The sequence below is a fragment of the Variovorax sp. V35 genome, assembly GCF_041154465.1.
GTDB lineage: Bacteria > Pseudomonadota > Gammaproteobacteria > Burkholderiales > Burkholderiaceae_C > Variovorax > Variovorax boronicumulans.
The window spans coordinates 6,950,467-6,964,566 of record NZ_AP028666.1 but is presented as its reverse complement, the minus strand read 5'-3'; the positions used below and the strand labels follow the sequence as shown (position 1 = coordinate 6,964,566).

The following is a 14,100-nucleotide window of genomic DNA, read 5'->3' as shown; positions in this document are numbered from 1 at the left end:
ATGAAGAAACTACCTGAATACAACGTGCTGCTGCCGGATTGGCAAGGGCCGGAGACGCAGTTTGACGAGATCGACGAAGCGCTGCGTCCGATGCTCAATGGAACGATCACGCGCGTGGCGCCTGACGATAAGCGGAAGCCGGTGCACGAGAGTGCGAGCACCTGCGATTCGTTGCTGGCAGTGCATCCGGATGCGATTCAGATCGGTGCGCCCATGGGTACGGGAGAGGTGATCGGGACGGGAAATACATACATTCTCTTTTCGGTGGGACTTATGGGTTTGGGGGGATGGATGACACCAAGAGGTGCTGATGTCTTGGGCTGGGCGCTGAGCGCGGCAATGTTCTTGCTTGGTTTTTATGCGTTTTCTTTTGCCCTTCGCATGTCTCACCTTGCTCCCCGAGATATCCCCATCGTCTTCAATCGCAAGACCCGAAAAGTCAGCATCTGCATGCTGGGACGCTTGCGCTTCTGGCGCTTCTGGGAGCGCGTGGGCATCGACAAAGTGATCACCACCTCGTGGGACGATTTGCAGGCCCGCAGCTACAAGGTCATGCAACTCACCGGCGAGGCGGCCCGCGACACCCATGTGCTGCGCCTGCTGTGGGGCGAGGCCCGGAACCCGCGTAAGCTGGAAGGCATTGCCTTGATCGGCTATCTCGGTTGGTACGAAGACGCTGCCCTCTGGCGTCTGTGGGAACACATCCGGCGCTACATGGAAGAGGGCGGCCCGGCCATCCAACCGGGCGAGACCTTGCGCACCAGCGGTGCGGGCAAGCTGCCGGAGTTGCCGCCGCAGGTCATTGCAGCGGCCGGTGGTCCGGCGTTGAGTGTGGAAGAGGTTACCCGGCTGGCGGGTGCGGCCGATGCGGCGGCTTAGGGTGCAAGCTGACGTGCACTCGATCTTCACCAGTCAGGCGCAGGCGGCTGTCAAGAAATCAATCGATGCCGACGGTGACGGGATGACGGCGTGACATGAAAAAGTTACCCGAATACAACGTGCTGCTGCCGGATTGGCAAGGGGAGGAGACGCAGTTTGACGAGATCGGCGAGGTGCTGCGGCCGATGCTCAATGGAACGATCACGCGTGTGGCGCCCGGGGACAAGAAGCAGCCCGTGCACGAGAGCGCCAGCACCTGCGATTCGCTGTTGGCTGTACATCCGCATGCGATTGAGATTGGCGCGCCCTTTGGAACCGGGGAGACAGTGGGGAATGGGAATACCTATGCGGCTTTCTTTTTGGGATTCATGGGATTCGGGGCCTGGTTTCTCTGGGAAGGATTGATGTCTCGGAGTATTTTTTTTCTTGTTAGCGGGAGCATCATTCTTGCGACTGGCTTCTTCCCCTTCTCCTTCGCCCTGAGGATGTCCCACCTAGCCCCTCGCGACATTCCCGTGGTCTTCAACCGCAAGACCCGCGAGGTCAGTATTTGCGTGCTGGGGCGCTTGCGCTTCTGGCGCTTCTGGGAGCGCGTGGGCATCGACAAAGTGATCACCACCTCGTGGGACGATTTGCAGGCCCGCAGCTACAAGGTCATGCAACTCACCGGCGAGGCGGCCCGCGACACCCATGTGCTGCGCCTGCTGTGGGGCGAGGCCCGGAATCCGCGCAAGCTGGAAGGCATCGCCTTGATCGGCTACCTCGGCTGGTACGAAGACGCTGCACTCTGGCGTCTGTGGGAACACATCCGGCGCTACATGGAAGAGGGCGGCCTGGCCATCCAGCCGGGCGAGACCTTACGAACCAGCGGTGCGGGCAAGCTGCCGGAGTTGCCGCCGGAGGTCATTGCAGCGGCTGGCGGGCCGGCGTTGAGTGTGGAAGAGGTTGCCCGGCTGGCGGGTGTGGCCGGTGTGGCCTGCGCGCTGCACAGCCGTTCTTTTGCCCTATGAAGCGATTCGCTCTACTTGCCGCAGTTGTTGTTGCAGTCCTCATCGCATCGGCTGTGGCGTACCGCGGCTATCGGGTGAACACGAGCACTTCCGACACTTCAACCGCGGTATCGAGCGACGAGAGCCGGGCCCAGGGAAGGCTGTTGGCGAAGCTTCGTTTCGATGCACCGTCCTTTGGCGATTGCTCGGTCCATGACGCGTGGCTGGAAAAGTCCTCCACGTTCGTGACGCGCAGCTGGTTCGGAATCCGTCTTGGAAATGAAACCGTCCCGACAGCCGCCATTCATGTGGTACTCGACATGCCCAAAGATCCGTTCCTGCCTGCGCAGATCTTGAGCTTCGATGAGACGAACCCGACCGCGTCCAGCCTGGGACTGACCGGCTCGTTCACCCAGACCGTCACGATCAATGCAAAGCGCTACCGGCTGTTCGGATCGAACACCGTGTTTCCGCCGCCTACGGTCATGAAATTCAGCTGTGGCACAGCAAACGCACATGCAACGTTGGCGAACTAGGATTTTTCCGGTCCACGCGATGCCGATCGGCCAGCCCCTGAACCGACAGGGCGGGAAGATCGCGCGCGGCCATGCATCGAACGAAGACCGGCACGACCGGCACTGACACCAGGGAGGTGGATATCCATGTCATCAGACACATCAAGCAGCTTCATGCCGACGCCATGGAAGCTCGAAGGCCTGAACGTCGCGCGGCTGTCGGAGCAGGCGCGGCTCATCAAGCTGCAGCTGCCCACGTCGGCGCCGCAGAACGCCGTCGTCGTCGAGCGCTTCACCGGCACCGAGGGGCTCAATGAACTCTTCGACTTCACCATCGACACCCTCGCCACCTCGAGCGAATTCGACCCGTTCGCGCTGATCGGCGAAGAGTTGAGCCTGCGCCTGCTGTTGGCCAACGGCAGCTTTCGCACCTGGCACGGCTACCTCACGGCCGTCGATGCGCTGGGCGGTGACGGCGGTCTGGCGCGCTACCGGCTGCATCTGCAGCCCTGGCTCGCCGCGCTGGGCCTGCGCCGCGACAGTTTCGTGTATGCCGCCAAGCACGTGCAGGACATCGTCAGTGAAGTGTTCGCCGACCACACGACCGCGAGCTTCAGTTTCGAAGTCACGCAGGAGATGCCCGTGCGGCCCACCTGCGTGCAGTACCGCGAGTCGGACCTGGCCTTCGTGCTGCGCCTGCTGGCGGAAGAAGGGCTGAGCTTTCGCTTCGAGCATGAGCAGCAGGCGACCGGTGGCGGGAGTGGCAACACCACGCCTTCGCATCACCGCCTGGTGATCTTCGATCGCGCGGCAACCCCGCCCGACTGCGCCCTTTCGCAGATCCGCTTCCACCGCGTCGACGCCACCGAAGCGACCGACGCCATCACCGCCTGGAGCAGCCGGCGCCAGGTCACCACCAACGCCGTCATGCGCAACGCCTGGGACGCCAGCGTGCTGCAGGCCCCCACCGGCGCAGTGCAGAGCGCGCTGGCCGTGGGCGAGGTGCCCGTGCTGGAGCACTACGACGGCACCGGCGCGCAGCGCTATGCCGACAGCGCCACCGCCGCCCGCCGCGCCGAGCAGCAGCTGGTGGCCTTCGAATCGCGCATCAAGCGCTACGGCGCCGCGGGCAGCGTGCGACAGCTCGGTGCCGGCGAGCGCTTCACGCTGACGCAGCACGACCGCTACGACGGCCGCAGATTCCTCGCGCTGCGCGTGCGCCACGAAGCGGCCAACAACCTCGGCGCACAGGCCGCGCAGGTGCTCGAGGCCGGCGAGCTCGAGAAGGGCAGCTACCGCAACAGCTTCGAGGCCCAGCCGGCCGAGGCGCAGGTCGTGCCGCTATGGCGCCCCAAGCCCACGGCCCCCGAGGCCATGGTCGCGCTCGTGGTCGGCGGCGATGACGACGAGGCACCGACCGCCGTCCACACGCAGCGCGATCATCGGGTGCAGGTGCGCTTCCATTGGCAGGCCCAGCGTGCAGGCCAGCAGCAATCGACGGGCAGCGGACAAGGCAGCCTGGTCGCCGCCGGTCGCCACGCGAGCAATCGCCAGTCCGTCTGGCTGCGCGTGGCTGCACCCGTGGCCGGTCCCAACTGGGGCGCACATCACCTGCCGCGTGTGGGTTCCGAAGTGCTCGTGTCCTTCATCGAAGGCGACATCGACCGACCGGTGGTCGCCCAGCAGCTGTACAACGGACAGGACCTGCCGCCCTGGTCGGCCGGCACCGACTCGTCGGCCAACCATGCGGGCGTGCTCTCGGGCTGGCACAGCCGCGCGCTCGACGGCAGCGGCTACAACCAGTGGATCGCCGACGACGCGCCCGGTCAGGTGCGTACCCGCCTGGCCAGCTCGCACGCCGCGAGCCAGCTGAACCTGGGCCACCTCAACGCCCAGTCGCCCGACGAGAGCAGCCGCGGTGCCTGGCGCGGCAGCGGCGCCGAACTGCGCTCCGACGCCTGGGTCGCCACGCGCGCCGGCGAGGGTTTGTTGATCTCGACGCTCGCCCAGGAACGCGCGGCGGGCAGTGTGCAGGACACCACCAGCGTGCGCGGCCAGCTCGCGGGTGCGCTGCGCGAGGCGCAGAAGCTGTCCGATGCGGCCGGCGGCGCCAAGGCCCTGGCGTTGAGCGCCACGGCGCTGCTGCAGCCGCTCATCGACGACATCGATCCGCAGAAGAACGGGCACTATCCCGGCAGCGTCAACGGGCAGGACGCGCGCGAGCCGAAGGGTGGAGAGGGCGCAGGCTCACGCGAAGGGCAAGACCCCGTGCCCGCCTTCGCCCGGCCGATCATGGTGCTCGATGCGGCCATGAGCCTGAACATGGCCACGCCCGCCAGCGCGACTGTGTACGCGGGCGAGGCGATCCACTGGACTGCCCAGGCGCAGGCCCACATCGCGGCGGGCAAGACCGTGAGCTTTGCGGCCGCCAAGTCCGTGGGGCTGTACAGCCACAAGGGCGGCATCCAGGTCATCGCGCAAGACGGGCCGGTGAGCGTGCAGGCGCACACCGACGAACTCGAATGGCTGGCCAAGGAAGGCTTCACGGTCACCAGCAGCAATGACGAGATCCATGTGCTGGCGCAGCAGAAGATCACGCTCAAGGGTGGGCAGACGAGCATCGAGCTGGATGGGATGAACATCACCTTGAAGATGCCGGGGCTGCTGGACATCAAGGGGACGACCAAGAGCTTCGTGGGCCCGGGAGGAAAGCCTGCAAAGTTGCCGGCACTGCCCACGGGCATAGCGGTGTTCGAAGAGCCACCGAATGTCACACCACCGCCCCGCAAGTTCAAGTTTTCGGTTTAGGCGAGCACGCGATGATCATCAGCCCACCCTTTCTGTCTCAGCCGGACATCCCCGTCTACAGCGAACAGTGCGTCAGCGACGTGATGCCCGGCGGTATCGTCGGCAGCGGCGCATTTCCCGTCAGCCAGGCAATGGCCTGGCATGGCGGCATCCACATCAACGCTCCCACGGCCGACGAGCCGGTGCGCGCCATCGCCGATGGCACCGTGATCTTCCGGCGCGATGGCGGCACCGCCCGCTATGACGCGCAAGACCATTCGACGGGATGTGTCGTGATTCGCCACAAGACCGAGATCGGCGCCAACGACGCCACCGCAGTTGAAGTTGTCTACTACTCCATCTATCAGCACCTGCGCCTGCTCGATGCCAATCTGCCGGCCGTCAATCAGATCGTCTACCGCAAGGACAAGCTGGGACTGGCCGGCACCATCTATGGCCGCGCCAACTGCATCCACCTGGAGATTGTTGCTGGTGATGCCGATACTCGGAGCCTTGTGGGGCGCAACACTGGCGATCTGCCGCTCACCAGTGACGGTCGCGCCGACGCGGTGTACGGTGAGGTCTATGTGCTGGTGCCTGCCAAGACCCCGTACTACAGCGCACAACCAACCGGCGCGACCCTGCCTGCGGCGGCAGGTGACAGCGGCGGTGCCGATCTGATCGTCGGCATCAGGTACGAGGCTGCTAACGCCACACTGACCACCTACCAACTCACCGGCGAGGTTGTCAGTGCGGGAATCGCGGAAACCGACGCTGAGTACAACCTCTATACCGAAGCGAACACGCGCCATGGTCGCCTCAGCGCGACCGCCCAAGCCACCAGCAGCCCCAGCGGCTGGTACGAACTGCTGCGTTTCGGTCGCAAGCTGGGCAGCGACCCACTGCCCAACGATGCGGCCCATTGGCGCAAGGTCGTTGTCCCCGGACAGCCCGGGGGCGTCTGGCTCGACCTGAATGCCAGCAACACCAGGAAATTCAGTGATGCCGACTTCCCCCACTGGTCAGACTGGAAGCTCATTGACGACGATACCCAGGACGACAACAGCCAGTGCAACTCGGCCCTGATCGATGCCATGCTGGCCCCAGCGGCCCAGCCCGCGGCACCACCCAGTAGCCCCCCGGACATGACCAGCCCTTCCGTGCCAGCACCGCAGGCGCCGGAAGGCGCTGCAACCACGCCGGAGCAAAAGGCGGCCAACCGAAAGCAGAACTTGTGCAAACCCGCTGTTCAAGCGAAGTTGGCCAAAACGGTCTGCAAGTTCCCCACGGAGTGGGCCAAAGACGAGGTGCGCAAGCGCTGGGCATGGACACGCGACAAGGGCAACCCTTACGTGCCGTACCCGTTGGAGGACGAGACGGACTTCACGGAAATGACTGACTTTGCGCAAAAGCTTTGCTTCTGGGAGGAGCTTCCCGCCGAAGACAAGGCGCGCCTGACGATCAAGCACTGGCACTTTCACCCGAGGGAGTTCATCAAACACTTCAGGAAATGCGGGTGGTTGAGCAAAGATGATGTTGTGAGGTTGGTTCGAAACGTGGACAAACTCTTGATAACTCGATCAACCATTGTTTCCTATCTGGAAACTTCTTTGTCAATCACCGCAAAAGGCGGACGACCGCAAGGCCTGCATGTTCCACTTCAGAAAATGATGCGCAAGTACGGGCTTGCTTCATCATTGCGCTCAGCTCATCTTTTCGGTCAATTGATTGAAGAGACTGGCAGGCTCGAGTCGATGATCGAAAAAGGCGGCGCCTCGTACTTTGATAAATATGAGCCAGGAACTGATCAAGGTGCAAAGCTGGGGAACACGGACGTTGGAGATGGCGTAAGGTTCAAAGGCCGTGGAATCATTCAGATTACAGGCCGATCGAATTATGAGAATTACGGAAGATTCAAGGGCGACTCAAATATTTACGTAACGGATGCTGGCTCTTCATCGCTTGCGACAGACGCAAGCCTGACTTGTGATGCCAGTGGGTATTATTGGATTTCAAAGCAAAGATACTCCATGGGAAAAAACAAGAAGCTCGTTCCGATGGGGAAACTGGGAATAAGTTACTGGGCAGATCAAGGCGCGGAGGAAGATGACGCGAGGCAAGTGACGAAATGCATAAATCCGGCTCAATACCATTTTTCCGAGCTTCGGTGGCCAGGTTTTTTGCATGCATGGCATGCCGTCAATGATTCGCCTAACGCCCCCAATGATTTCAAGAGGATCAAATGAAAAAATTTCTTCGGATCTTTTGTTTTATTCCCCTGATCTTTGTTTTTTCTGTATGTCTTCATGCTGGTGAAGCTGAGAGTTTCAATCTATGCAGCTCAATAAAATTCAAAACTTACGGATTTAGCTTGGAGCAGTTGAAATCCTCTTCCGATGAGGGAGCGTGTCAAAAATGGAAAAGCGCCGAAGCAAAAGTTTTGGTCGTAAGACTGGAGAGAGACAATGAGAGGAGCGAGCAGAGGACTCAGAAAGAAAAGAAGCCTTATTTGTACGTGAGGAAGGATCGAACAACTCCCCCAGGGCCAATTTTTGATTTTGTAAAATACGAGGCTTCTAGAGGTAGGTATTTTTTTGATGAAAGTAAATTTTTGCAGGCAGTCAATGAGTGGCCGGTATATCAGCAGAGAGCTGCGAAAATAGTGCAGGAGTCTGGAGGGGTGGTAAATCCGGATGCAAGCGTTCAGCACTGGAAGAATAATTCGGGGGATTTTTTGGTGTGCACGATAGTTTATCGGAGTCAAAAAAATGAACCTCAATTCATGGAGCGGCACTTCTCCTTCTTTAAAAAGAATAAAATTTCTGCAGCCTATAGTTCCGTTCTATTGAGGGTCGACGACAGTGTGGCAATCGAAGAGGTCGACGCTGTTGAAAAACTGTTTCGGTCTATCGAACTGGTGCAATAGACGACTTCGGATGGAGGAGCGTTTTTGGCTGAGGTGCCAACAACCCTGGGTGCAGGCGATGTTGGTCTTGCAGCCTGGGCCTATGACACCACGCTCGTGCGCGTGGGTGACTCGGGTCACACCAAAACGCAGGCTCCCCGCAGGCGAGTTCGCACTTGCACCTGCAGAGGGCAACGCATCGCACTCGCGCATCTCGCCAATCAGAGCAAAGCGAAGAAAAGTGCACTGGACCGGCATGAAGTAGGAGCTCGCCCCTCGGGCTGGACCGATGCCTGTGGTGATTCGCAATGGCGCTTACGCGCGTGGTCCGGCAACATCGCAAGCCAGTCCGCAGCTGCTCAGAAAATTCGGATGCTGCGAGGCAGCTGCGCTGCCCGGCAGCGGAAAAGAGGAGTCCTCGAAAGCAGCCAAGTGCCGAGCAAAGAAATAGTCGCATGTGGCTCTACCTGCATCACACCGCCTCAGACCTCATCGACCTGGACCCCACAACCGGCCGCTGGCGCCCAGTCGACGACGCCGAGAAACCGCCAGGCGCGTCGGTGCTCGCCGATCTCCCGGTCAAAGGCGGCTACACGATCGAGAACGACAAGCGCTACTACAGCTATTGGACGGACGATGAGAAGTTCGTTTTTCGCAGCGACGACGGCGCTGTGTTCGAGATCTGCCAGAAGCGCGACGACGGCTCAGTGGTGATGCTCTCGCCCGTCCTGCGCAGCGAGATCGCTCCGTCGCGGTATGGCGACGGGCGCTTGCGACAAGGCTTCAGCCAGTTCCGGCTGATGGATGCTGCAACAGGTCAGGTCGTCTTCGAGCTGGACTACAACGCCGAGCGCTATCAACGCCTGTACCAGGCCGACTTTACCGCCGCGGCGGCGGAACAGGATCTGTCCGACTGGGATTTCTTCATCGCCCTGCAAGGCGCCATCGAGATCTTCGAAGAGCGTGCCGCGTCCGGCCGCGTCGCTTTCTCCGTGCAGGACGATGGCTCGGCGCAGGTCCAGGGGCACCGCATGCGCCGCGATGAGCTGCTGTTTGCGGACACGGGCCAAAAGTGCCCCCGCTCGGGCATCTGGGCCTGCCTGACCGACCTGCGTGTGAGCGCGGCGGTCACGAAGGGCGAGCCAATGCCTTCGAGCGGCGGGCAGCCGGTGCAATGGGTCTGGAGCCGCCCCGGCTGAGCGCAGCGCAGCCCGCGGCTTTTAACCCCGCCCCAGCCGGGTCACAGACCCTTGCGCATAATTGACGCAAGCTATGACTCTCACCGAACTCAAATATATCGTCGCAGTCGCCCGCGAGCGGCACTTCGGCAAGGCGGCCGAGGCCTGTTATGTGTCCCAGCCGACGCTTTCGGTGGCCATCAAGAAACTCGAGGACGAACTCGAGGTCAAGCTCTTCGAGCGCAGCGCCGGTGAAGTGACCGTGACGCCGCTCGGCGAGCAGATCGTCCAGCAGGCCCAAAGCGTGCTCGACCAGGCCGCCAGCATCAAGGAGATCGCCAAGCGCGGCAAGGACCCGCTGGCCGGCCCGCTGAACCTGGGCGTGATCTACACGATCGGCCCGTACCTGCTGCCCGACCTGGTGCGCCAGGTGATCGCGCGCACGCCGCAGATGCCGCTGGTGCTGCAGGAGAACTTCACGGTCAAGCTGCTCGAAATGCTGCGCGCCGGCGAGATCGACTGCGCGATCATGGCCGAGCCCTTTCCCGACACGGGCCTGGCGATGGCGCCGCTGTACGACGAGCCCTTCATGGCGGCGCTGCCCGTGAAGCACAAGCTGGCCGACCGCGAGTCGATCACGTCGGAAGAGCTGCAGAGCGAGACGATGCTGCTGCTGGGCACGGGCCACTGCTTTCGCGACCACGTGCTCGAGGTGTGCCCCGAGTTCGCGCGCTTCTCGAGCAACGCCGAGGGCATCCGCAAGAGCTTCGAGGGCTCGTCGCTGGAGACCATCAAGCACATGGTGGCCTCGGGCATGGGCGTGACGCTGGTGCCACGCCTGTCGGTGCCGGCCGAGGCGCTCAAGCCGAAGGTCAAGGGCCGCAAGGAGCCCGAGCAGATGGTGCGCTACCTGCCCGTGCGCGACGCGCAGGATCGCGACCCGCCGATGCGCCGCGTGGTGCTGGCCTGGCGCCGCACCTTCACGCGCTACGAGGCCATTGCGGCGCTGCGCAACGCGATCTACGCGTGCGAGCTGCCGGGTGTCAAACGACTCTCCTAGCGATTCGGGGCCTTCGCCTACGCGCGGGCTGTTTGGGATCGCTGATCGCTGGGATAGAGTGAAGCTGTTGCGAAGCCGCCTGCCGGCTTTCAGAATTTCGGTGTTGTCACCCAACTTCAAGAAAGACCCCTCCGCCATGGCCAAACCCTCGAAGAAAACCAAGTCCCCGTCGCCCGCAGCTTCCGCCGGCAAGGTGCCCAAGAAGGGCGGCGCCGTCGTCGCGCAGGAGTCGGGCAGCCGCAATGCGCCGATCATCAACATCGGCATCGAACGCCAGGACCGCGCGGCCATCGCCGAAGGCCTGAGCCGGGTGCTGGCGGACACCTACACGCTGTACCTCACGACGCACAACTTCCACTGGAACGTGACGGGGCCGCACTTCAACTCGCTGCATGCGATGTTCATGACGCAGTACACCGAGCTGTGGGGCTCGACGGACGTGCTCGCCGAGCGCATCCGCGCGCTGGGCCACTACGCGCCGGGCTCGTACGCCGAGTTCAGCAAGATCGCCACCGTGCCCGACGTGCCGCAGACCCCACCCAAGGCGATGGAGATGGTGCGCATCCTCGTGAAGGGCCACGAAACGGTGTCGCGCATCGCGCGCGAGTTCATCCCGGTGGCCGAAGAGGCCGGCGACGATCCGACCGCCGACATGCTGACCGCGCGCTGCACGGTGCACGACCAGACGGCCTGGATGCTGCGCTCGCTGCTCGAGGACTGATGACGGCGTCTTGATCTCCCGACATGCCGGGAGCCCCTTCAGAGAGCGGCACAATGGCCGCTCTTTTGACGTCTGCCTTGCCGCTTTTCGCATGCCTCTCGCCCGCCGTTTCGCGCTCTACCTCGATCTGATCCGCTGGAACCGGCCGGCCGGCTGGCTGTTGTTGCTGTGGCCCACGCTGGGCGCGCTCTGGTTCGCGGCCGACGGCTGGCCCGGTTTGCACCTGCTCGCGGTGTTCACGCTCGGCACCTTCCTGATGCGCAGTGCAGGCTGCTGCGTCAACGACGTGGCCGACCGCGATTTCGACCGCCACGTGAAGCGCACGGCCCAGCGGCCCGTGACGAGCGGCGCGATGTCGGTCAAGGAGGCGTTGGGGCTGGGCACGGTGCTGGCGCTGCTGTCCTTCGGGCTGGTGCTCACCACCAACCGCACGACGGTGCTGTGGTCGTTCGCGGCCCTGGCGATCACGCTGATCTATCCGTTCGCCAAGCGCTTCGTGTCGATCCCGCAGGCGGTGCTGGGCATTGCCTTCAGCTTCGGCATCCCGATGGCCTTTGCCGCGGTGCAGTCGACGGTGCCGGCCTTTGCGTGGTGGCTGCTGGCGGGCAACCTGTTCTGGGTGCTGGCCTACGACACCGAATACGCGATGGTGGACCGCGACGACGACCTGAAGATCGGCATGAAGACCTCGGCGATCACCTTCGGCCGCTTCGACGTGGCGGCGGTGATGGCCAGCTACGCGATCTTCCTGGCGGTCTGGATCTGGGCCGGTGCCAGCCGATCGCTCGGGGTTCTCTTCTATGTAGGCATTGCCGCGGCGGTAGCCCAGGCGCTCTGGCACTGGCGCCTGATCCATGACCGCACGCGGGAAGGCTGCTTCAAGGCCTTCCGCGAAAACCACTGGCTGGGCTTCGCGGTGTTCGTGGGCATCGTGGCGGGCTACGCCCTCCGATAGCCCACCGGGCGGGTCAGCCGCGCCCGAATTCCTCGCCCAGCTCGGCCGCGCGCTTCTGCGCCGCGCGGATGGCGGTCTTGAACTGGCCCTTCACATCGGAGGCTTCGAGCGCGCTCAGGGCCGCGTAGGTCGTGCCGCCCTTGGAGGTCACGCGTTCGCGCAGCACCGACGGTGGCTCGGTCGCACTGTGCGCCAGCGCCGAGGCGCCGGTGAAGGTGCCGATGGCCAGCCGCTGGGCCTGGTCGGGCGTGAGGCCCATCTCGACGCCGGCCTCGGTCATCGCCTCGATGAAATAGAACACGTAGGCCGGGCCGGAGCCCGACATGGCGGTCACCGCGTCGAGCGCGGGTTCGGCGTCGACCCAGATCAGCTCGCCGGTCGGTGCCAGCAGCTGGCCGACGCGTGCGCGGTCGGCGCTTTCGACGCCGGGCCGCGCGAAGAGGCCGGTCATGCCCTTGCCGACCAGGGCGGGCGTGTTGGGCATGGCGCGCACCACGCGCTCGGTGCCGAGCCAGCGGGCGATGCTGTCGGATGGGATGCCCGCCGCCACGCTCAGGTGCAGGGCGTCGGCCGCAAAGGCGCGCACCGGACGGGCGGCTTCGGCAAAGGTCTGGGGCTTGACCGCCCACACCACCACGGCGCAGCGCGCGAGGGCCTCGCTGGCCTCGGCCCTGGCGACGATGCCGTAGGACTGGGCCAGCCTGGTGCGGGCTTCCTCGAAAGGCTCGACCACTTCGAAGTTGTCGGCCGCGACGCCTTGCTGGATCAGGCCGCCGATGATGGCGCTGGCCATGTTGCCGCCGCCGATGAAGGCGATGGGGGGCAGGGGGCCCGGCGCGGTGCGGGGCAGGAAGGTCACGGCGATGGTCATGGTCGGTCGGTGTAGGCGAAGGCGGCGAACTGCGTCACTTGCAGCGGGTTGAAATTGTCGTCGCTCACGACCACCAGCAGGCGGCGGCCGTCGGGCAGCGGTGGGCCCCAGCACATGCCCTCGGTGTTGTCCAGGCGCGAGAGGCCCAGGGTGGCGAAGTCGGCCACGAGCGTCTTGGCGGCCGGGCGATGATTGCCGGGGGCGAGGGCGTCGATGGCGAGCACGTCGTCGGCGGCCCGGGTGTCTATTTCATACAGGCGCAGCGAATTGCCGGCGCCGGTGGCGTAGGCCCGCTCCAGCACCAGCATCCGGTGGGCGTCGAGCATCAGCACCTCGCTCACGCCGTTGTCGGCGTAGGTGCCCGGCACCAGCGGGCGCAGCGGGATGGCGTCGGGCACGTAGGCGATCTGGCGCACGGCGCGGCCGGTCGCGAGGTCGACCTGGGTGAAGCGGCAGGGGCCGCCGGGGGTGGTGGTGGTCGGGACGGGGCCGTCCTGGACCAGGGCGTTTTCCATCGCAAGCCAGGCCGAACGGTCGTCCGGCGTGAGGGCCAAGCCTTCGAACGTCAGGTTGTCGCGCGGACCGCGGCGCTGGGTCGGGTCCGGGGCGAACATCGCCGGCAGGGCGAATTCGCGCAGGAAGCGGCCATCGCGCGCCGATTCGTACAGGGCGGGGCCGAAGCCGCGGGCGAGGTCGCCTTCGCTGGTCCAGAGCAAGGTGCCGGCCGAGGGGCGCAGGCGCAGGGCCTCGGGGTCGGGAACGGGTAGGCCGTCGACCGCGTGGCGCCGGCCGGGCCAGGGGCCGCCGCCGGGGCGTTGCAGCTGGACAACGCTGGTGGGCTCGGGAGCGGCGTCGGTCGGCTGGGGCCAACGCGCGGTGTAGCAGCGCACGGGAGCCAGGTCTGACCGGTCATCGCTGAGAAGCAGGTACTCACCTTTGGCGGTGTCGTAGTCGATGCCGGACAGGCCGCCTGCCGTGGTGTTCTCTATAGAGCGTCGGTGCGCCCAGCGGGCTTCCCCCAGGCGCTGCAGCCGGCCGGTGTCCGGTGCCGGTGCTGCGCTGCGGCATCCCGCAAGCCCCAGCGATCCCAGCCCCAGCAGGCCCGCGCCGCCCGCCAGCAGGCGTCGGCGCAGCACGGAAGGCGGCGAAACGAGGGGGTGGATGGGGGCGCGCACGCCACAAAGTCTAGCGGCTGTCGAAGTTCGCGTGATGAGGCAGTTGACATCGCCCGGCATGGGTG

The 14,100-nt window shown here is 64.2% G+C and carries 12 protein-coding genes; 10 read left to right on the top strand and 2 right to left on the bottom strand.

Annotated features, from left to right (window positions below; all coding sequences use genetic code 11):
- The 10 genes from ACAM42_RS32260 to ubiA all read left to right on the top strand — a co-directional run bounded on the left by ACAM42_RS32260 (position 1) and on the right by ubiA (position 11,989).
- Positions 1 to 879: a DUF6708 domain-containing protein gene (locus ACAM42_RS32260; protein ID WP_369630570.1), complete on the top strand. Its 879-nt coding sequence runs from the start codon at positions 1 to 3 to the stop codon at positions 877 to 879.
- 95 nt (positions 880 to 974) lie between these two features.
- Positions 975 to 1,889 (top strand): DUF6708 domain-containing protein, encoded by a 915-nt coding sequence (locus ACAM42_RS32255; RefSeq protein WP_369630569.1) that lies wholly within the window; start codon positions 975 to 977, stop codon positions 1,887 to 1,889.
- The gene (locus ACAM42_RS32250) at positions 1,886 to 2,404 is read left to right on the top strand and encodes a hypothetical protein (RefSeq protein WP_369630568.1); all 519 of its coding nucleotides are present in this window, start codon (positions 1,886 to 1,888) and stop codon (positions 2,402 to 2,404) included. The genes ACAM42_RS32255 and ACAM42_RS32250 overlap by 4 nt, the downstream gene beginning before the upstream one ends.
- Positions 2,405 to 2,557: 153 nt before the next feature.
- The gene (locus ACAM42_RS32245) at positions 2,558 to 5,191 is read left to right on the top strand and encodes a type VI secretion system Vgr family protein (protein ID WP_369630567.1); all 2,634 of its coding nucleotides are present in this window, start codon (positions 2,558 to 2,560) and stop codon (positions 5,189 to 5,191) included.
- Positions 5,192 to 5,202: 11 nt separating this feature from the next.
- Positions 5,203 to 7,416: a hypothetical protein gene (locus ACAM42_RS32240; protein WP_369630566.1), complete on the top strand. Its 2,214-nt coding sequence runs from the start codon at positions 5,203 to 5,205 to the stop codon at positions 7,414 to 7,416.
- Entirely contained in the window at positions 7,413 to 8,096 is a 684-nt protein-coding gene (locus ACAM42_RS32235; RefSeq protein WP_369630565.1) for a hypothetical protein, read from the top strand. The genes ACAM42_RS32240 and ACAM42_RS32235 overlap by 4 nt, the downstream gene beginning before the upstream one ends.
- A 434-nt stretch (positions 8,097 to 8,530) precedes the next feature.
- The gene (locus ACAM42_RS32230) at positions 8,531 to 9,274 is read left to right on the top strand and encodes a hypothetical protein (RefSeq protein WP_369630564.1); all 744 of its coding nucleotides are present in this window, start codon (positions 8,531 to 8,533) and stop codon (positions 9,272 to 9,274) included.
- Positions 9,275 to 9,347: 73 nt separating this feature from the next.
- Complete coding sequence (locus ACAM42_RS32225) at positions 9,348 to 10,313, top strand: LysR substrate-binding domain-containing protein (RefSeq protein WP_062474802.1); 966 nt, start codon at positions 9,348 to 9,350, stop codon at positions 10,311 to 10,313.
- A gap of 136 nt (positions 10,314 to 10,449) precedes the next feature.
- Complete coding sequence (locus ACAM42_RS32220) at positions 10,450 to 11,034, top strand: Dps family protein (RefSeq protein ID WP_369630563.1); 585 nt, start codon at positions 10,450 to 10,452, stop codon at positions 11,032 to 11,034.
- A gap of 91 nt (positions 11,035 to 11,125) precedes the next feature.
- Positions 11,126 to 11,989 (top strand): 4-hydroxybenzoate octaprenyltransferase, encoded by an 864-nt coding sequence (gene ubiA, locus ACAM42_RS32215; RefSeq protein ID WP_369630562.1) that lies wholly within the window; start codon positions 11,126 to 11,128, stop codon positions 11,987 to 11,989.
- A 13-nt stretch (positions 11,990 to 12,002) separates the two neighbouring features.
- Here ubiA and proC read toward each other — a convergent pair whose 3' ends face one another.
- Positions 12,003 to 12,860 carry a pyrroline-5-carboxylate reductase gene (gene proC, locus ACAM42_RS32210; protein WP_369630561.1) on the bottom strand — a complete coding sequence of 286 codons (858 nt, stop codon included), beginning with the start codon at positions 12,858 to 12,860 and terminating at the stop codon, positions 12,003 to 12,005.
- Positions 12,857 to 13,993 carry an esterase-like activity of phytase family protein gene (locus ACAM42_RS32205; protein WP_369632827.1) on the bottom strand — a complete coding sequence of 379 codons (1,137 nt, stop codon included), beginning with the start codon at positions 13,991 to 13,993 and terminating at the stop codon, positions 12,857 to 12,859. The genes proC and ACAM42_RS32205 overlap by 4 nt, the downstream gene beginning before the upstream one ends.
- Positions 13,994 to 14,100 lie beyond the last annotated feature (107 nt).